Raw genomic sequence first — 18500 nt, 5'->3', positions numbered from 1 at the left:
TATAATCATCTATTGTTCAGTCGTCTTCACGCGAAACTCCCATGCAAAAAAAATCCCTCAAAATTCTTTTGATCGCATTCATGTTGTCGCTTTCGGCGTGCAGTTTACTGCAAACCGAACCCATAGACGAAACCCGGAACTGGTCGGCGCAAAAGCTCTACGCCGAGGCGCGCGACGAACTGAAGGCCGGCGGCTACGAGAAGTCGATCAAGTATTTCGAGAAGCTGGAGTCGCGCTACCCATTCGGCACCTATGCGCAGCAAGCGCAGATGGATATCGCGTACGCTTACTATCGCTCCGGCGACCAGGCGCAGGCGCTGGCTGCAGTCGAGCGCTTCATCAAGCTGCATCCGAACCATCCGAACGTTGACTACATGTACTACCTGCGCGGCCTGATCAACTTCAACGACAAGCTGAGCCTGTTCGACTTTGTCGCCCGCCAGGACCTGACCGAGCGCGACCCGAAGGCGGTGCGCGAAGCCTTCGATTCCTTCAAGCTGCTCATCGACCGCTTCCCCAACAGCATCTATGCCCAGGATGCGCGCGACCGCCTCGCTTACCTGGTCGATGCAATGGCCCGCTACGATGTGCACGTGGCCAACTACTATTTCCGGCGCGGCGCCTATCTGGCCGCTGCCAACCGCGCGCAGCAGGTGGTACGCGAGTTCAAGGACACGCCCGCGGTCGAGGATGCGCTGTACATCATGATGCGTTCCTATGATGCGCTGGGCATGCCGGAACTTCGCGACGACGCCGCCCGGGTGTTCAAGCAGAACTTCCCCAACAGCGACCTGGCTGCCAGCGGCGGCAAACGCAAGGAAAAGACTTCGCCCTGGTGGAAGATCTGGTAATTCTTCACCGAAAGCCGGCCCGCCATTCCGGGCCGGCGCATCCTCAACGCCTCCTGAAGTACCACGCCGACGGCTCGGAAGCGGCTGCATCGTAGGCGTAACCGTCGAGATCGAAATCCTTCAGCTGCTCCGGGTCGGTCACGGCATTGATGGCGGCATAGCGCGCCATCAGGCCACGCGCCTTCTTGGCGTAAAACGAGATGATCTTGTAGCGGCCGTCCTTCCAGTCCTGGAAAACCGGCGTGACCACTGGCACGCCGAGCAGCGCCGGTTGCACCACCTTGAAATACTCTTCCGAAGCCAGATTGACCAGGGCGGCCGACTGCCTCTCCCGCAATTCACGGGCCAGCGTCCTGCTGACCAGATCTCCCCAGAACGCATACAGGCTGGCGCCGCGGGATGTTTTCAAGCGGGTGCCCATTTCCAGGCGATAAGGCTGCATCAGGTCCAGCGGCCGCAGCACCCCGTACAGGCCCGACAGGATGCGCACATGCGACTGCAGGTGCGTTATCGCCGTCGCCGGCAATGTGGCCGCCTCCAGGCCGGCATAGACGTCGCCGTTGAAGGCTAGCACTGCCGCCCGTGCGTTGTCGCTGTTAAACTGCGGCGTCCACGATGCATAGCGGCCGGCGTTCAGGACCGCCAACGGGTCCGAGATCTTCATCAGGCTGGCGATATCGGAAGGCGACAATTGCCGCAGGCCGGCTATCAATTCGGCGGAATGATCGATGAATTCAGGCAGGGTATGCTCCGGCGCATTGACCGGCGATGCGTAGTCCAGGCTCTTGGCGGGGGATAAAACAATCAGCATGCACTTTCCACGAAAAAATTTTCCGCAATGATACCGAATCGCCTCGTACTCGATACCAACGTCCTGCTCGACCTCTTCGTTTTCCACGATCCACGCTGGGCCGCCCTCCTGCTGGCCCTGCAACAAGGCAAGGCGCAAGCCGTCACGCGCGCCGATTGCCGCGATGAATGGCATCATGTGCTGCGCTATCCGCACCTGCCTCTGAGCGAGGAAACCCGGCCGACAGCCGAGGCGCAGTTCGACGCACTGATCAGCATGGTGACGGCAGCGGCCGGCAGCACGCCGTTGCCGGCCTGCAGCGACCGCGACGACCAGAAGTTCCTCGAACTGGCGCGCGATGCGCAGGCATCGATGCTGGTGACCAAGGACAAGGCGCTGCTGAAGCTGGCACGGCGCACGGCCAAGGCCGGCATGTTCCGCATCCTGACGCCGGAAGCCTGGGTGCGCGAGCACGAGGCGGCGCAAGAGGCTGCAAAGCCGGCTGCCGTGCCGTTAGAATGAGCGGCCACAACGAATTGCCTGAACAACCCATTCCCTTTCTCATTACGCATGAACATGGCCACTGACACAGCAGCTCACAGCATGGATTTTTCCCGCATCACCTCGCGCCTACCCGACGTCGGCACCACGATCTTTACCGTAATGTCCGCGCTGGCCACTGAAAAGGGCGCGGTCAACCTGGGTCAGGGCTTCCCCGATTTTCACTGCGATCCAGCGCTGGTCGATGCCGTGGCCGACGCCATGCGCAACGGCCTGAACCAGTATCCGCCGATGACCGGCATTCCCCAGTTGCGTGAGGTCATCGCCGACAAGGTGGAAGCGATCTATGGCCATCGCTACGACCCGGCCACCGAGATCACGGTCACGGCCGGCGCCACCCAGGGCATCCTTACTTCGGTGCTGTGCTGCGTGCATCCGGGCGACGAGGTCATCGTGATCGAGCCGGCCTACGACAGCTATGTGCCGGCAATCCAGCTGGCGGGCGGCGTCCCGGTCTTTGTGCAGATGGAGGTGAGCGATGCCGGCTATGCCGTGCCGTGGGACAAGGTGGCGGCGGCAGTCACGTCGCGTACCCGGCTGATCATGGTCAATTCGCCGCACAATCCAACCGGCTCGGTGCTGCGCGGCTCAGACATCGCGGCCCTGACCGACATCGTGCGCGGCACCGACATCCTGGTGCTGTCCGACGAGGTATACGAACACATGGTGTATGACGGTCACCGGCATGAATCGGTCTGCCGCCACCCGGAACTGGCGGCCCGCTCCTTCGTCGTCTCCAGCTTCGGCAAGACCTACCATGTCACCGGCTGGAAGATCGGCTATGTCGCCGCGCCGGCGGCGTTGATGCATGAGTTCCGCAAGGTTCACCAGTTCAATGTCTTCACCGTCAACACGCCGGTGCAGCATGGCCTGGCCGCCTTCATGAAGGATCCCGCGCCCTACCTCGAACTGCCGGCGTTCTACCAGCGAAAGCGCGACCTGTTCCGCGACGGCCTGGCGCAGACCCGGTTCAAGCTGCTGCCGTCCGACGGTACTTACTTCCAGTGCGTGGACTATCGCGCGGTGTCGGACTTGCCGGAAGCGGAATTTGCGAAGTGGCTGACGACGGAGATGGGCGTGGCGGCGATACCGGTGTCGGCGTTTTATCACCAGCCCAGGGAATCGGGCATCGTGCGCTTCTGCTTCGCCAAGCAGGACGCCACCCTGAAGCTGGCGCTGGAACGGCTGGCAACGCTGTAGCGCAGATGCCTCCTTGTGCTGCGACGGCGCGGCTTGCGCCATCGCAGCACAAACAGGCTTACTTCATTGCCTTGCGCATCGCCTCGTTGGCCTTGCGATCCGCATTGACCTTCTGCACCGTCGGACGCTCCGCCAGCATCCTGGTGTATTCGCGCACCGGGTACGCCGCCAGCACGTCTTCGCCATAGACGATCTTGCTGGCCATGCTGATGAGTGGCAGGTGCACCAGCGCGGCGCAGTCGGCCATGGTGAACTGGTCCCCGGCAATGTAGGGGCCGAACTTGGCAAGCTTGCCGAAGGCGGCGGCATTGCGCTTGAGCAGTTTGCCGACACGCTCCTTGGTTTCTTCCGAAACCGTGCCGCCGAAGAAGGCCTGCCCGTACAATTCACGCGCCACCAGTTCGAGGTGGAGTTCCATGAAGGTGATCAGTTCGCGCTGCAGGCCGCGCTGGTAAGGGTCGGCCGGCAGCAAGGGGTTTTGCGGATAGGCGTCCTCGATATATTCCATGATGACCTGCGACTCGAACAGCGGGCCATGTTCTGTCTCGCAGTAGGGTATCTTGCCCAGAGGCGACTTCTCCATGAGTGCGGCCGAGCGGTCCGCCCATACCAGCTCCTCCTCGAACTCCACACCCTTCTCCAGCAGCGCGAGCTTGACCTTGTTGTAGTAATTGCTGAGAGCGAAACCGCAAAGCTTGAACATCTGATCTCCTTGATTTGTTGTTGGATGCAGGCGCCCGCGCCGATGGCACGGGGCGCGCCGCAGGAATAGTAACCGCAGCAACCCGCGGGCACAATCGCACGACCATGCTTTTCAAGCATGCTGACCGCGGTATATGATCCTTCATCCCAACCATCCCTTCCCCGCGACATGACCGCTGAACTGAAGGCTTCCCGACAGGACGCCACGCTGATTCTCACCCTGTCCAATCCGGGCGCAAAGAACGCCCTGCACCCCGACATGTACGCCGCCGCAGTGGAATCGCTGGCCACCGTGGAGCGTGACAGTTCGATCCGCGCGGTGGTGCTGACCGGCGCCGACAACTTCTTCTGCGCCGGCGGCAACCTGAACCGCCTGCTGGAGAACCGCGGCAAGGACAAGGCGGTGCAGGCCGACTCCATCGACCAGCTCAACGGCTGGACCGATGCGATACGCAACTGTCCCAAGCCCGTGATTGCGGCCGTGGACGGCGCAGCGGCAGGCGCCGGTTTCTCGCTGGCGCTGGCCTGCGACCTGATCGTCGCCGGCGCTTCCGCCAAGTTCGTGATGGCCTACGTGAAGGTCGGCCTGACGCCTGATGGCGGCGGCTCCTGGTTTCTGTCGCATGCGCTGCCGCGCCAGCTCGCCACGGAGATCATGATCGAAGGCAAGCCGGTGGCTGCAAGCCGCCTGCATGACGTCGGCGTGGTCAACCGCGTGGTCGCAGACGGCACCGCGCTGGAACATGCGCTGGCATGGGCCGAGGAGCTTGCCGCGTTATCGCCGAATGCCACCGGCCGCATCAAGACCCTTGCGCGCGACGCTTGCGACAACACGCTGGACGAGCATTTCAAGGCCGAGAAGCATAACTTCGTCGAGAGCCTGCATCACCGCGATGCGCAGGAAGGCATCAGCGCCTTTCTGGAAAAGCGCAAACCGCAATACAAATAGGCCTCGACGATGACGACAGCAAAACGACGCCGCATCTACCTGATGCGGCATGGGAACGTGACCTATTTCGACGATGCCGGCAAGCCCTATCTGCCGGAAGCGGTGCCGCTGAATGAACAGGGGCGCGCCCAGGCCGAAGCGGCCGGACGGGTCTTCGCAAGCGATGGCGTGCGCTTCGACCGCGTGATTGTGTCGGGCCTGCCGCGCACGGTGGAGACCGCACAGGGCGTGCTGGCCCAGACCGGCCAGGAGATTGCGCTTGAAGTCTGGCCCGAGCTGGTGGAGATCCGCGGCGGCAAGCTGGCATCGATCGCCGACGCCGACCTGCAGGAAGCCTTTACCGGCGCATTCGAAGGCGTGGTGCCCGAGCACAGGCGCTTCCTGAATGGCGAATCGATCGGCGAGCTGATGGACCGCGTGCATCCGGCGCTGGACCGGCTGCGTCAGGACAGCGACTGGGATACGGCCCTGCTGGTGCTGCATGGCGGCGTCAACCGCGCCATCCTGTCGCTGGCATTGACCGGCGAGCGCCTGTTCCTGGGCAACCTCGCGCAGACCGCCGGCTGCATCAACGCGCTGGACGTGGGCACCCATGCAAAAGACTGGGTGGTGCGCTTCGTCAACCATGCCGCGCCGGCCGTGCTGCAGGACGACACCCGCAGCACCACGATGGAAATCCTGCTCGAACAGTACCGCAAGTCACGGCGCTGAAGCCCGGCAAAAACGTCTTTCGATTAGTACGATCGTACGATTTTATGCGGTAGAATGCCCCGACAACAAGATTCCGACTCACATGTGGGAGACACGATGTACGAAGAGTTCATGGGCACCAAGCCGGTGTCGGAGCGCCAGAAATTTGATGTCGACGCGCTGCAGGCGTATATGCAGCAGCACGTGGAAGACTACTCGGGACAGCTGAATGTCGAGCAGTTCAAGGGAGGCCAGTCCAACCCCACCTTCAAGCTCACCGCCAACGGCCGCAGCTATGTGCTGCGCACCAAGCCGGGCCCGGCCGCCAAGCTGCTGCCCTCGGCCCATGCGATCGATCGAGAGTTCCGCGTGATGGATGCACTGAACCGGGCCGGCTTCCCGGCGCCGCGCCAGTATGCGCTGTGCACCGACGAATCCGTCATCGGCCGCGCCTTCTACGTGATGGACTTCGTGCAGGGCCGCGTGCTGTGGGACCAGTCCATGCCCGGCATGAGCAACGAGGAGCGCGCTGCCTACTACGACGAGATGAACCGCGTGATCGCGCAGCTGCACACCATCGACTACAAGGCGATCGGCCTGGAAACCTTCGGCAAGCCGGGCAATTACTTCGCCCGCCAGATCGACCGCTGGACCAAGCAGTACAAGGCCTCCGAGACCGAGAAGATCGAGGCCATGGACAAGCTCATCGAATGGCTGCCTGCCCATATTCCGCCCGGCGACGAGACCAGCATCGTGCATGGCGACTACCGTCTGGACAACATGATCTTCCATCCCACCGAACCGAAGATCCTGGCGGTGCTGGACTGGGAGCTGTCCACGCTGGGCCATCCGCTGGCCGACTTTTCCTATCACCTGATGAGCTGGCATATCGCGCCCGGCCAGTTCCGCGGCATCGGCGGCCTGGACCACAAGGCGCTCGGCATTCCCAGCGAGGAGGAATACATCGCGAAGTATTGCGAACGCACCGGTCGCACCATCCGGCGCGAGGACTTCACCTTCTACCTGGCCTACAACATGTTCCGCATGGCCGGCATCCTGCAGGGCATCATGAAGCGCTATGTCGACGGCACCGCGTCGAGCGAGCAGGCGCTGAAGGCGGGCCAGGCAACGCGTCCGATGGCCGAGATGGGCTGGGAATACGCTTCCGGCGCCCGTTCCTGAAACAACAATTCAACGAGGAGATGACATGGAATTCGAATATTCAGACCGCTGCAAGGAACTGCAAGGCAAGCTGCTGCGCTTCATGGATGAGCATATCTATCCGAACGAGAAAGCCTACAAGGCCGAGATCGACCGCAACGGCACTGAAAAGGGCAATCGCTGGCTGCCCACCGCCATCATCGAGGACCTGAAGCCCAAGGCGCGCGAGCAGGGCCTGTGGAACCTGTTCCTGCCCAAGTCCAAGCGCGCGCCGGAAGGCCTGTCCAATCTGGACTATGCGCCGCTGTGCGAGATCATGGGCCGGGTGGGCTGGGCGCCGGAAGTGTTCAACTGCTCCGCGCCGGACACCGGCAACATGGAGACCATCGAGCGCTACGGCAGCGAGGAACACAAGCAGCTTTGGCTGGAGCCGCTGCTGCGTGGCGAGATCCGCTCCGCCTTCGCCATGACCGAGCCGGCCGTGGCCTCGTCCGACGCCACCAACATCGCCACCCGCATCGAGCGCGATGGCGACGAATACGTGATCAATGGCCACAAGTGGTGGATCTCCGGCGCCGGCGATCCGCGCTGCAAGATTTTCATTTTGATGGGCAAGACCGACCCGGAAGCGGCCCGTCACTCCCAGCAGTCGATGATCCTGGTGCCTGCCGATACTCCGGGCGTGACCATCAAGCGGCCGCTGCCGGTGTTTGGCTATGACGACGCGCCGCACGGCCATTGCGAGATCCTGTTCGAGAATGTCCGGGTGCCGGCATCCAACATGCTGCTCGGCGAAGGCCGCGGCTTCGAGATCGCCCAGGGTCGCCTTGGACCGGGCCGCATTCACCACTGCATGCGCGCCATTGGCGTGGCAGAGCGCGCGCTGGAGTACATGTGCCGCCGCCTGAACGAGCGTGTGGCCTTTGGCCGCCGCATTTCCGAGCAGAGCGTCTGGCGCGAGCGCGTTGCCGAGTCGCGCATCCAGATCGACACGGCGCGCCTGCTGACGCTGAAGGCTGCCTACATGATGGACACCGTGGGCAACAAGCATGCGAAGTCCGAGATCGCGATGATCAAGGTGCTGGCGCCGAACGTGGCCCAGCAGGTGCTGGACTGGTCGATCCAGGCGCACGGCGCGGCCGGCGTCTCCGACGAATTCCCGCTGGCCTACATGTGGGCGGGCAACCGTACGCTGCGTATTGCCGACGGCCCCGACGAGGTGCATCGTAATGCAGTGGCCAAGCTGGAATTGGCCAAGCACATGACGTTGCCAGGTGAGGACATGGAACTGCCGATCACCCGTTCCTGATCGGGGCAGCATCATGCAAAAGGCATGCGCAAGCATGCCTTTTTTATTGGCACAAGTGTTTGGCAGTTGACGACGATGGGGCCGTCGATCAAGCACAAAGCATAGGATGGAACTCCTTGATGCGGCATGTCATGGCAACTGCTTTGCCGTTGCAGTTGGCCGTTGCTTTTGAAGTTGCCGTTGCAGTGAAGTGCCGTTGAGCGCGCCGTGTCAGCGGTGCCCGGAGCGGGAAAAGGTGCGGCGTCTGTCTGAGCCAAGCTTTGCTTGGCGAGTTTAGCCGCGCCCCGCTCCGGGTACCGCTGACACGGGGACCCCGCGCAGCGGGGCGCGATCATCGGGTCGCCTTTTTTGGTTACTTTTTTGGCGAAGCAAAAAAGTGACCCGGCCGCCGGGACGGACTCCCGGCTTGTCTCCACGGCAGTGCAACCGCCTTGCGTCACCCGGCAAGGCACGGGCTGCACTGTCGGTGTTGTTGTTGACGTTCGTATTGAAACTTCAAACTTCAAAAGCAACTGCTGCTTCGCAGTGACGTCTTTCCGCCGGGTGAAACAAGCCGACTGCACTGTCGTCATGACTAGGCCGGGAGTTCGCCCCGGCAGGCGACCTACTTTTTTTGCTTCGCCAAAAAAAGTAGGCAAAAAAAGGCGACCCGGTGATCGCGCCCTCGCTGCGCGAGGGTCCCCGTGCCGTCGATGCATGGAGCGGGGCGCGGCTAAACTCGCCAAGCTGCGCTTGGCTCAGACAGACGCCGCACCTTTTCCCGCTCCATGCACCGACGTCACGGCGCGCTCAACGGGACTAAAAGCAACGACAACTTCAAAAACAACGGCAACGGCAACGGCAACTGCAACTGCAACCGCAACCGCAACCGTTACGGCCTGCGTAAACCCGCAAACTTCTGCATAATCCTGCAGCACCGCATCCTCCGTTCAACTTCAAGGGAAGTTCATGATAGACGTCTATTCCACGGCCACGCCCAATGGCCACAAGGTTCACATCATGCTGGAAGAAACCGGCCTGCCCTATCGGGTGCATCACATCGATATCGGCGCTGGCGACCAGTTCAAGCCGGCGTTCCTGGCGATCTCGCCGAACAACAAGATACCGGCCATCGTCGATGCGGACGGCATCGATGGCAAGCCGATGTCGATGTTCGAGTCGGGCGCCATCCTGCTCTACCTCGCCAGCAAGACGGGCATGTTCCTGGGCCAGACCGACCGCGACCGCTTCACCACCTTGCAGTGGCTGATGTTCCAGATGGGTGGCGTCGGCCCGATGCTGGGACAGGCGCATCACTTCCGCATCTATGCGCCGGAGAAGGTCGAGTATGCAATCAACCGCTACACCAATGAAGCCAAGCGGCTGTACGGCGTGATCGACAAGCAGGTGGCCAAGGAGGGATACCTGGCAGGAAGCGACTACACCATCGCCGACATCGCGACCTTCCCGTGGCTGCGTTCCTGGAAGAACCAGGGCGTGGAAATCGAGGAGTTCTCCAACCTGAAGCGATGGTTCGACGAGATTGCCACACGGCCGGCGGTGCAGCGCGGCGTGGAAGTGCTGGCCAACCTGCGCAAGCCCATCACCGACGACAAGGCGCGCGAGGTGCTGTTCGGCGCAAGCCAGTACGCCAAGCGCTGATGCATCGATGCCGGCCGCTGCAAGCGCCGCGCACCCACGTAAAAAAGGCGCGATGCGGTTGCCCGCATCGCGCCTTTTTTTCACTGCTGCAGGTAAAGACTCAGGTATAGCGACGGGAAATCGACTCTGCCACGCAGACCGGCTTGTCGCCGCCTTCACGCTCTATCGTCACCTGCCAGGTCACCTGAGCGCCGCCTTCGATATCCTCGACCGACAGCACCGTGGTGCGGCTGCGTACCTTGCTGCCTACCGGCACCGGCGCCGGGAAGCGGACCTTGTTCAGGCCATAGTTGACGCCCATGCGCACATCCGTCATGCGCACCGAGTTCTGCATCAGCATCGGCAGCAGCGACAGCGTCAGGAAGCCGTGAGCAATCGGGCCGCCAAAGGGCGACTCGCGCTTGCAGCGTTCCACATCGAGATGTATCCATTGGTGGTCGCCGGTTGCTTCCGCAAACTGGTTGACCCTCTCCTGGTTGATTTCCACCCAGTCCGATACCGCCACTTCCTGACCGACCAGAGCCTTCAGCTCGGCCAGCGTTGCGATTTCACGCATCTCGTCTCCATCAGGTTCGTTATTGTTGTGCGCATCAGCCCTGCTCGGGCCGACGCAGGAACATGCCCATGCCCTTGACGGTAGCCACCGTCTCGCCATGCTGGTTCTTCGCTTCCCACATCGTATGCACCACGCCGCGGTCCGGCCGGCTGGATGAAGGGCGTGCATCGAGCACCGTGGTGGTCACCGCCAGCGTGTCGCCGGCGCGTACCGGCTTCAACCAGCGGATCTCGTCCACGCCCGGCGAGCCCAGGCTGGCGGCTTCAGACAGGAAGCCGTCCACCATCATGCGCATCATCATGCTGCAGGTATGCCAGCCGCTGGCGATGATGCCGCCGAACATGGACTTCGCCGCCGCTTCCGGGTCGACATGGAAAGGCTGCGGATCGAATTGCCTGGCAAAGGCAATGATCTCATCCTGGTCCACGTTGCGGCTGCCCACCGGGATGGTGCGGCCGGGCTCGAAGTCTTCGAAATACCATTTCAGCTGTGCCATGAGGAGTCCTTTGCCGGGTTGCGATCAGGCCGCTTGCGAAAAACCGGGCTGGGCGACGAAGCGCGCCAGGTGGTAGTCGGTATCGCCCAGGGTCTGCTCGATCATGGTCAGGCGCTTGAAATGATGCGCCGCCGGCAGTTCGTCGGTCACGCCCATGCCGCCATGCAGCTGCACCGCCTGCTGGCCCACGAAGCGGGCCGCCTGGCCTACCCTGGCCTTGGCAGCCGACACCGTGCGGCGACGCTCAACCGGGTCGCTCGACGCCACCTTGACAGCAGCCAGCGTGGCCATCGAGCTGGCCTGCTGGTACTGCATGAACATCTCGGCCATGCGGTGCTGCAGCGCCTGGAATTTACCGATGGGCACGCCGAACTGCTGGCGGGTCTTCAGGTAGTCCAGCGTGGAAGCGTTCAGCGCTTCCATCGCGCCGATGGCTTCGGCGCACAGCAGGGTCACGCCATAATCGGCGGCCGCATCGAGGATTTCCCAGCCTTCGCCGGCGGCGCCCAGCAGCGCCGATGCCGGCACCTGGACGTTTTCAAGCCGGATGTCGGCGGCGCGCTGGCCGTCGATGGTGCGGTAGTCACGGCGGTTGACGCCGGCTGCATTGGCCGGCACCAGGAACAGGGAAATGCCCTTGGTGTCGCGCTGCGCGCCGCCGCTGCGGGCTGACACGATTAGCTGGTCAGCCTGGCCGCCGTGGATGACCACGACCTTGGTGCCATTGAGCACATAGCCGTCGCCGCTGGCGGCGGCCGTGGTGGTGATGTCGAACAGGTCGAAGCGCGCCTGCTTCTCGCCCAGCGCCGCGGCCAGCTTCAGTTCGCCGGTGGCGACCTGCTCCAGCAGGCTTTCCTGCTTGCCAGCCAGGTTCAGGAACTGCGCGCCCAGCGCGGTGGCAAGATACGGCTCCACCACCAGGCCACGCCCGATTTCTTTCATCACCACCATCATGTCGATGGCGGAACCGCTGAAACCGCCCTGCTCTTCCGGCACCGGCAGCGCCGTCATGCCGAGCTCGGTCAGCGTGTTCCATGCATCGGAAGACACGCCGGTCTCCGAATGAAGGATCTTCTTGCGATGCTCGAAGGTGTAGTCCTTTTCCATCCAGCGCCGCAAGGCATCGGAAAACTGCTGCTGTTCTTGCGTAAATTCAAAGTCCATGCTTGTCTCCTACAGTCCGAGGATCATCTGCGTGATGATGTTTTTCTGGATCTCGTTCGATCCGCCATAGATCGACGTCTTGCGGAAGTTGAAGTAGTACGATGCCAGCGGCGCGGCGTCATCGTCGCCAAAGACGCTGTGCGCTTCCTGGCCTTCCAGATAGTGGCGGTCGAATGGCAGGCTGTACGGTCCGACGGCTTCCACCATCAGTTCGGTCAGCATCTGCTGCACTTCGGTGCCCTTGACCTTGAGCATCGAGGCTTCCGGTCCTGGACCGCGGCGCTTGCTGTCCTCGGAAATAACCTTCAGCACGGTGACTTCCAGCGCCATGATCTCGATTTCCAGCATCGCGACCTTGGCGGCGAATACCGGGTCTTCCAGCATGGGCTTGCCGTTCTTCAGGTGCTCGGTGGCGATGCGCTTCAAGAACTGCAGCTCGCGCTTGGCGCGGCCGACGGCAGCGATATTGGTGCGCTCGTGGCCCAGCAGGTATTTGGCGTAGGTCCAGCCCTTGTTCTCTTCGCCGATCAGGTTCTCGACCGGCACCTTCACGTTGTCGAAGAAGACTTCGTTCACTTCATGGTCTTCGTCCAGCATGATGATAGGGCGCACGGTGATGCCTGGCGTCTTCATGTCGATCAGCAGGAAGGAAATGCCTTCCTGCTTGCGGGCGCCGGTGTCGGTGCGCACCAGGCAGAAGATCATGTCGGCATGCTGGCCCAGCGTGGTCCAGGTCTTCTGGCCGTTAACGATGTAATGGTCGCCCTGGCGCTCGGCGCGGGTTTTCAGGGAAGCGAGGTCGGAACCGGCGCCCGGCTCGGAATAGCCCTGGCACCACCAGTCGTCGCAATTGAGGATGCGCGGCAGGTAATATTTTTTCTGCGCCTCGTTGCCGAAGGCCATGATGACGGGCGCCACCATGTTCACGCCAAAAGGCAGGATGGGCGGCGTGCCGGCGCGGGCGCATTCCTCTTCCCAGATATGGCGCTGCACCGCATTCCAGCCGGTGCCGCCGTATTCGACCGGCCAGCCGGTGCCGACCCAGCCCTGCTTGGCGACGATCTTGTGCCAGCGCACGAAGTCTTCCTTCGACAGGCGCTTGTGGTTCAGCACTTTCTGCTGGAGATCCTTGGGGAGATTGGCGTCGAGATACGCCCTGACCTGATCGCGGAATGCAATGTCTTCCGCACTGTAGTTCAAATCCATGCTGCCTCCGTTATTTTGTACCTTGTACCGTCTAAAAAGCACGACCGTTCAAAATTATACAGAGGTTTAATCGGAGTGGAAGCAGGAATTTTTGGCGATTCATTGTCCGGCGGCGAACCGCATATCGGCTTGCCGGCAAGGCTGAGCCCTGACGGCTGCCTTCTTCGCCACACGCCGCAGCGCACCCAACTTGGGCCGGTCTGTCACCCCATCCAGCAGGCGGAACCGGGTTTACTGTTCCGCCTGCCGTGCTCGGGCAAACCATCCAGACCGCAACTTTGCTAACATCCGGCCTCGGTTTCTCTTTGGCACCAACCATCACGCATGCACAATCCCCCACGCGATCCGCTGCCGGTTCAGCAGTCATGGCTCAGAGACAGGCAAGCGACCCGCTTCGTTCTTGTCCTTGCGCTCTATTTCCTGGCGCATCTGCTGATCCGGCTAAACCTGTCCGACTCGCTGGACCTGGACGAAGCCGAGCAGGCCTTCGAGTTCCAGCATCTGCGCATGGGCTACGGCACGCAGCCGCCGCTGTATAACTGGCTGCAATGGCTGCTGTTCTCCACGCTGGGCCTGAACCTGTTCGCCCTGGCGCTGTTGAAGAGCCTGTGCCTGTTCGGTATCTACTTTTTTCTGTTTCTCACCGCCAGACCGCTGGTCGGCAGCCTGGGGGCGATGGCCGTCTCCGCCTCACTGCTGCTGCTGCCGCAGATAGGCTGGGAGGCGCAGCGCGATCTGACCCACTCGGTGCTGCTGACAACCATCGCCAGCATGTCGCTGTATGCCTATTTCGCCCTGCTTCGGCGCCCCACGGCTACCCGCTACGCCCTGTTCGGCTTGCTGCTGGGGTTGGGCATGCAGACCAAGTACAACTTCGTGATCTTCACCATCGGGCTGATTGTCGCCAGCCTCATGGTGCCCCAGCATCGGGCCATTGTCTGGAACCGCAGGATAGTCGTCTCCATTGCCGTCGCGGTGCTATGCCTGCTGCCGCACGGCCTGTGGGTGCTGCAGCATTTCAACACCGCGGCCGGCGGCACCATCGAACAGATGAAGGATGAGAGCACCACCAGTTTCCTGCTCAATGTGCTTGCCGGCCTGCGCAGCCTGCTGGTGGCCACGGTCAGCTTCATCACGCCGATATGGCTGATCTATCTGCTGGCATGCAGGTCTTTTTTCGGCAAGGCGGCCAGGTCCGTTCTTCGACGCCCCAGCACGGAAGCGCTGTTCTTCCTCTGGCTCTATGCCGGCTACCTCGGGTCCATCATCATCATCGTGCTCACTGGCGAAGTGACCCGGGTCAAGGACCGCTGGATGCAGCCCATGCTGTTCTCGGCGCCGCTGCTGTTTTTTCTGCTGCTGCCCGGCCTGGCCCAGCCGGCGGTATTCCGTCGCATCATGAAGGTTGCTGCCTTCGTCGCCGCATGCTTTGTGATCGCCCTGCCGCTGCGGGTGTATCTCGGACCATCCTACGGACGGTACGTGCGTGCCCACCATCCCTATCCGGCATTGACCCAAGAGCTGGCACAGCGCTTTCCGCAGGTGCATGAGGTCGTCGCCGTCGACAAGCTGTTGGCCGGCAATCTGCATTTCCAGCGTCCTGCCCTGCGCACGCTGCTGTTGCCCAGGATGCTGGAAGAGCGGACTGCCCTTCCCGATGAAGGCTTGCTGGTCATGCGCGCCGGCGAGGAAACCGGTTGGCTGGACAGCTTCCGCAAGGCCTATCCGAACGCCAGGCTGGCGCCAGCCCAGGCCATCAGCCTGCCCTATCGTTATGGCGGCAAGGATACGATGCCCTTCGTCGTCGCCCACTTTGTGGTGCCCGCTCCTTCTCATCGGTAAAATGCAGGTCGCCGCCAGCTTGCCATTCAGAACTCCCATAAGGAATAGTCATGTTTTTATCAGTCGTCATCCCGGTCATGAACGAGGAAGGCAATATTGCGCTGCTGACCAGCCGCATTGCCGAGGCGCTCGCCGGCATCGAGCACGAAGTGATCTTCGTGGATGACGGCTCGAGCGACCGCACCGTCGCGGAGATCGAGCAGTACGGTTCGCCATCCACCCGAATCCTGGTGCTGAACCGCAACTATGGCCAGACCACGGCAATGGCAGCCGGCATCGATGCCGCGGAAGGCGAACTGATCGTGATGCTCGACGGCGACATGCAGAACGACCCGCTGGACATCCCGCTGATGATCAAGTGCATGGAAGAAGGCAACTGGGACGTGGTCGCCGGCATACGCGCCAAGCGCCAGGACGGCTTCCTGCTGCGCAAGGTGCCCAGCAAGATCGCCAACTGGCTGATACGCCGCAGCACTGGCGTGCACATGAAGGACTATGGCTGCACCCTGAAACTGTTCCGCAGCGACGTTGCCAAGAGCCTGGGACTGTACGGCGAACTGCACCGCTATATCCCGGTGCTGGCCAGCATGTACGGCGCCAGGATGACCCAGATGGAAGTACGACATCACTCGCGGCATGCCGGCGTATCGAAATACGGCCTGGGCCGCACCTTCAAGGTTGCCAGCGACCTGATGCTGATGCTGTTCTTCCAGAAGTATGGCCAGCGTCCGATGCATCTGTTTGGCGGCACCGGACTGGCGCTGTTCCTGGTGGGCGTGCTGATCAACCTTTACCTTCTGGTGGAAAAGATCATGGTGGGCAGCATAGGCGGCCGGCCGCTGCTGTTCGTCGGCGTGCTGCTGACCTTCACCGGCATCCAGTTGATCACCACCGGCTTCATGGCGGACCTGATCATGCGCACCTATTACGAGTCGCAGAACAAGAAGCCCTACAACATCAAGAAGCAGATCCTTGTCCAGCCGCGCACGTAAGTGGATCAAGCTTGCCGTCCAGGTCCTGGTCTCGGTGGGGCTGGTGGCATTTCTGGCACAGAAGCTTGATTTCACCGAGATCAAAGCCATCCTTAACCGTCCCGGTGGCTGGCCCTGGCTGCTGGGAGCATTTGTGCTATTCAATGCATCCAAGATCGTGGCTGCGCTGCGGCTCAATATCTATCAGCGGCATGTGGGTGTGGTGCTGTCGGAGGGACAGAACCTGCGGCTTTATTACGCGGGGATGTTTCTGAACCTGTTCCTGCCGGGAGGAATAGGCGGGGATGGGTACAAGATTTTCGTGTTGAATCGGCAGCAGGGTGTGCCGGTGAAGAAGCTGGTGCTGGTGACGCTGGCGGATCGGGTTAGTGGATTGTTGTGTTTGTTGTTGTTGTTGTGCGGGTTGGTGCCTTGGGTGGGGTTGGGGTGGCATGGATCGTGGTCATCTAGGGCGGCCTTTGCTTGCATTGTATTGACGCTTCTAAGCTTCCTGATCGGCCATAGGCTATTTTTCAGCTTCAGATTCCCTACCACGTTACGGATATTCGCCTCTGGCCTGGCGGTTCAGCTGTTGCAGCTTATCGGCATCGGCCTGCTGTTGGCCTTTCTAAACGTCTCGATATCGCAATACATTCCCTACCTCGCCGTGTTTCTCGCATCATCCATCGTGGCCGTACTGCCTTTGAGCCTGGGAGGCTTAGGCGCGCGCGAAGTCACCTTTTTCTATTGCCTCAACCTTCTAGGCATTGATCCGATTCACGGGGTAGTGCTATCCAGTTGCTTCTTCCTCATCACCGTGGTCTCGTCGTTACCTGGCGTTCTGCTCATGAGGACCCTCTCTGCCGGCACTAAAGCCGGCGTGTCGTCAAAAACCATCCATCATTGAACGATGCGGATTGCAGCGCCGAGCACTCTGCTCTACGCCGCATCCTTCTGAGTGGTTTCTATGTTGCCGTCGTCGACGGCGACTTGTCGTGCATTTTCCGGCACAAGCCGCAACTTCAACACATCGCACAGCACAGCCGAAATCTGGCTTGCATGACTTTCGATGGAAAACGCAGTCGCCTTCGCCGCGGCGTTATATCCGAGCTTGGCCATTAACTGGCGGTCTTTGAGAATCCCGATAACGGCGTGCGCCAAGACGAGAGGATCCCTGGGCTGTATCAGAAGTCCATCCCGGCCATGCGAAATGACGTCCAGGGGGCCGCCTTCATTCGACGCAATCACTGCCTTTCCAAGCGCCATCCCCTCGAGAAAAGTACGGCCGAATGGCTCGGGCTTAGTCGAGGCATGCACGACAACATCGCTGCAGGCGAGAATCTCAGCCACATCGTCCCGCTCTCCCAGCAGACGAACTCTTCCCCGCATGGCAGCGGACGCCGCCTGCTCGAAGATCATGTCAGCAAATTTATTGTCTCTTCCGTAGGCGCTGCCGACGAGAAGAATCACTGCATTGGGAAGACTGTGGAAGATTAAAGGTGCGGCAGCCAGCATCACGTCCTGACCTTTCCAATCGACTAGGCCGCCAACCAGCGTGACGACCGGCGCGTCGCGATCTAAACCGAGTTCCTGGCGAACCAAACCGTTTGGCGATCGCGGGCGAAATACCGAGAGGTCCAGGCCCTCTGGCACTACCGTACATTTCTCCGCCGGCACACCCAACTGGACCAATTCATCCTTCACGGCATGAGAGACAGGAATGCATTGGTCAAGTTTAGACAGTACCCATCGATTTCCCTTGGTATCGCTGTTGAAACCACGCGCATGAAGAATTAAAGGAAGGCCTGCAAGGTGTCCTGCTATCGCGGCAGCGAAGTTGCAGCTGGCATCGTTATTGAGATAAACGCAGTCCACCTCGTCACGCTTGAACGCGCGGTAGTAGCGCGCAGCTGTTGGAAGGAGATTGAATAAATTGTCTATCGTGGAGGTGAAGGGAATCCCGAATTTGGTGAGGTGTACCGTATTGATGAGCCGTGAGTGGTGGATATGTCGGGACAAGCCAAGGCCCGTGAGCCGTGCGTAATGTTCCGAGTGTATCGTCGTATAAATAATGGGCTCGAACGGCGCTGGAATCTTCTCTATGAAAGCGGCGAGGGAAATGATTGCACCGCCATATCCGGCGCCATTCTCGCAGAAAGCGATTCGCTTGGGGACTAGATCGGAGTCGCCGCTGGGAATTTTGTCGTTTTGCGACCTGCGATTCTGAATTTTTAAAAGGAAGCAGACCGCTCCGATAATTATCCAAAATATACCTGATGCGATGTTTCCAAGAATACGATCGGAGAAAGTATTCGATTTACAACCAGCCATGCGCCCCCCAAGAATTCTCAATCGACCAATACCGCTAGGCACCTCACCTGAAATTGAGGTCAGCTGGCGCAAAGGATATT

The 18500-nt window shown here is 61.1% G+C and carries 19 protein-coding genes; 11 read left to right on the top strand and 8 right to left on the bottom strand.

Going from position 1 to position 18500, the window contains the following annotated elements; genetic code table 11:
• Positions 1–41 precede the first annotated feature (41 nt).
• Positions 42–851, top strand: coding sequence for an outer membrane protein assembly factor BamD (locus ABC383_RS03505; protein WP_413011996.1), 810 nt, complete (start codon positions 42–44; stop codon positions 849–851).
• Positions 852–894: 43 nt separating this feature from the next.
• Here the strand turns inward: ABC383_RS03505 and yaaA are convergent, their stop codons facing one another.
• Entirely contained in the window at positions 895–1662 is a 768-nt protein-coding gene (gene yaaA, locus ABC383_RS03500) for a peroxide stress protein YaaA (RefSeq protein WP_413011995.1), read from the bottom strand.
• A gap of 27 nt (positions 1663–1689) precedes the next feature.
• On the opposite strand from yaaA, the gene ABC383_RS03495 reads away from it, so the two are divergent.
• On the top strand, positions 1690–2163 hold the full coding sequence (locus ABC383_RS03495; protein ID WP_413011994.1) for a putative toxin-antitoxin system toxin component, PIN family: 474 nt from the start codon (positions 1690–1692) through the stop codon (positions 2161–2163).
• A gap of 81 nt (positions 2164–2244) precedes the next feature.
• On the top strand, positions 2245–3402 hold the full coding sequence (locus ABC383_RS03490; protein WP_413011993.1) for a pyridoxal phosphate-dependent aminotransferase: 1158 nt from the start codon (positions 2245–2247) through the stop codon (positions 3400–3402).
• Between the two features lie 58 nt (positions 3403–3460).
• On the opposite strand, the gene ABC383_RS03485 is transcribed toward ABC383_RS03490, so the two are convergent.
• Positions 3461–4105, bottom strand: coding sequence for a glutathione S-transferase family protein (locus ABC383_RS03485; RefSeq protein WP_413011992.1), 645 nt, complete (start codon positions 4103–4105; stop codon positions 3461–3463).
• Between the two features lie 168 nt (positions 4106–4273).
• On the opposite strand from ABC383_RS03485, the gene ABC383_RS03480 reads away from it, so the two are divergent.
• From ABC383_RS03480 to ABC383_RS03465, 4 genes are all read left to right on the top strand, one after another.
• Positions 4274–5053, top strand: a complete 780-nt coding sequence (locus tag ABC383_RS03480) for an oxepin-CoA hydrolase, alternative type (protein ID WP_194710996.1) — start codon at positions 4274–4276, stop codon at positions 5051–5053.
• Positions 5054–5062: 9 nt separating this feature from the next.
• A complete protein-coding gene (locus ABC383_RS03475) occupies positions 5063–5764 on the top strand; it encodes a histidine phosphatase family protein (protein WP_413011991.1) in 702 nt (233 codons plus the stop codon).
• A gap of 96 nt (positions 5765–5860) precedes the next feature.
• Positions 5861–6925, top strand: a complete 1065-nt coding sequence (locus ABC383_RS03470) for a phosphotransferase family protein (protein ID WP_413011990.1) — start codon at positions 5861–5863, stop codon at positions 6923–6925.
• A gap of 25 nt (positions 6926–6950) precedes the next feature.
• Positions 6951–8213, top strand: coding sequence for an acyl-CoA dehydrogenase family protein (locus ABC383_RS03465; protein ID WP_413011989.1), 1263 nt, complete (start codon positions 6951–6953; stop codon positions 8211–8213).
• A gap of 737 nt (positions 8214–8950) precedes the next feature.
• On the opposite strand, the gene ABC383_RS03460 is transcribed toward ABC383_RS03465, so the two are convergent.
• Positions 8951–9130 (bottom strand): hypothetical protein, encoded by a 180-nt coding sequence (locus ABC383_RS03460; protein WP_413011988.1) that lies wholly within the window; start codon positions 9128–9130, stop codon positions 8951–8953.
• A gap of 31 nt (positions 9131–9161) precedes the next feature.
• On the opposite strand from ABC383_RS03460, the gene ABC383_RS03455 reads away from it, so the two are divergent.
• Positions 9162–9854 (top strand): glutathione S-transferase N-terminal domain-containing protein, encoded by a 693-nt coding sequence (locus ABC383_RS03455; RefSeq protein WP_413011987.1) that lies wholly within the window; start codon positions 9162–9164, stop codon positions 9852–9854.
• Between the two features lie 100 nt (positions 9855–9954).
• Here ABC383_RS03455 and ABC383_RS03450 read toward each other — a convergent pair whose 3' ends face one another.
• From ABC383_RS03450 to ABC383_RS03435, 4 genes are read right to left on the bottom strand one after another with little or no spacing between them, the layout of a single operon-like run.
• Positions 9955–10410 (bottom strand): MaoC family dehydratase, encoded by a 456-nt coding sequence (locus tag ABC383_RS03450; protein WP_413011986.1) that lies wholly within the window; start codon positions 10408–10410, stop codon positions 9955–9957.
• A gap of 34 nt (positions 10411–10444) precedes the next feature.
• Positions 10445–10906 (bottom strand): MaoC family dehydratase, encoded by a 462-nt coding sequence (locus tag ABC383_RS03445; RefSeq protein WP_413011985.1) that lies wholly within the window; start codon positions 10904–10906, stop codon positions 10445–10447.
• Positions 10907–10930: 24 nt separating this feature from the next.
• The gene (locus tag ABC383_RS03440) at positions 10931–12070 is read right to left on the bottom strand and encodes an acyl-CoA dehydrogenase family protein (protein WP_413011984.1); all 1140 of its coding nucleotides are present in this window, start codon (positions 12068–12070) and stop codon (positions 10931–10933) included.
• Between the two features lie 9 nt (positions 12071–12079).
• Complete coding sequence (locus ABC383_RS03435) at positions 12080–13276, bottom strand: acyl-CoA dehydrogenase family protein (protein WP_413011983.1); 1197 nt, start codon at positions 13274–13276, stop codon at positions 12080–12082.
• Between the two features lie 324 nt (positions 13277–13600).
• Between ABC383_RS03435 and ABC383_RS03430 the strand changes: the two genes are divergently transcribed.
• The 3 genes from ABC383_RS03430 to ABC383_RS03420 are packed head-to-tail and all read left to right on the top strand — an operon-like array spanning position 13601 to position 16996.
• Positions 13601–15118, top strand: coding sequence for an ArnT family glycosyltransferase (locus ABC383_RS03430; protein WP_413011982.1), 1518 nt, complete (start codon positions 13601–13603; stop codon positions 15116–15118).
• Between the two features lie 50 nt (positions 15119–15168).
• Positions 15169–16110, top strand: coding sequence for a glycosyltransferase family 2 protein (locus ABC383_RS03425; RefSeq protein ID WP_194710986.1), 942 nt, complete (start codon positions 15169–15171; stop codon positions 16108–16110).
• A complete protein-coding gene (locus tag ABC383_RS03420; protein ID WP_413011981.1) occupies positions 16091–16996 on the top strand; it encodes a lysylphosphatidylglycerol synthase transmembrane domain-containing protein in 906 nt (301 codons plus the stop codon). Before ABC383_RS03425 ends, ABC383_RS03420 begins: the two co-directional genes overlap by 20 nt.
• Positions 16997–17028: 32 nt before the next feature.
• Here ABC383_RS03420 and ABC383_RS03415 read toward each other — a convergent pair whose 3' ends face one another.
• Positions 17029–18492 (bottom strand): glycosyltransferase family 4 protein, encoded by a 1464-nt coding sequence (locus ABC383_RS03415; RefSeq protein ID WP_413011980.1) that lies wholly within the window; start codon positions 18490–18492, stop codon positions 17029–17031.
• Between the last annotated feature and the right edge of the window lie 8 nt (positions 18493–18500).

The organism is Noviherbaspirillum phoenicis, from assembly GCF_047237965.1.
Classification (GTDB): domain Bacteria; phylum Pseudomonadota; class Gammaproteobacteria; order Burkholderiales; family Burkholderiaceae_D; genus Noviherbaspirillum_A.
This window is presented reverse-complemented; position numbering and strand designations above follow the sequence as displayed.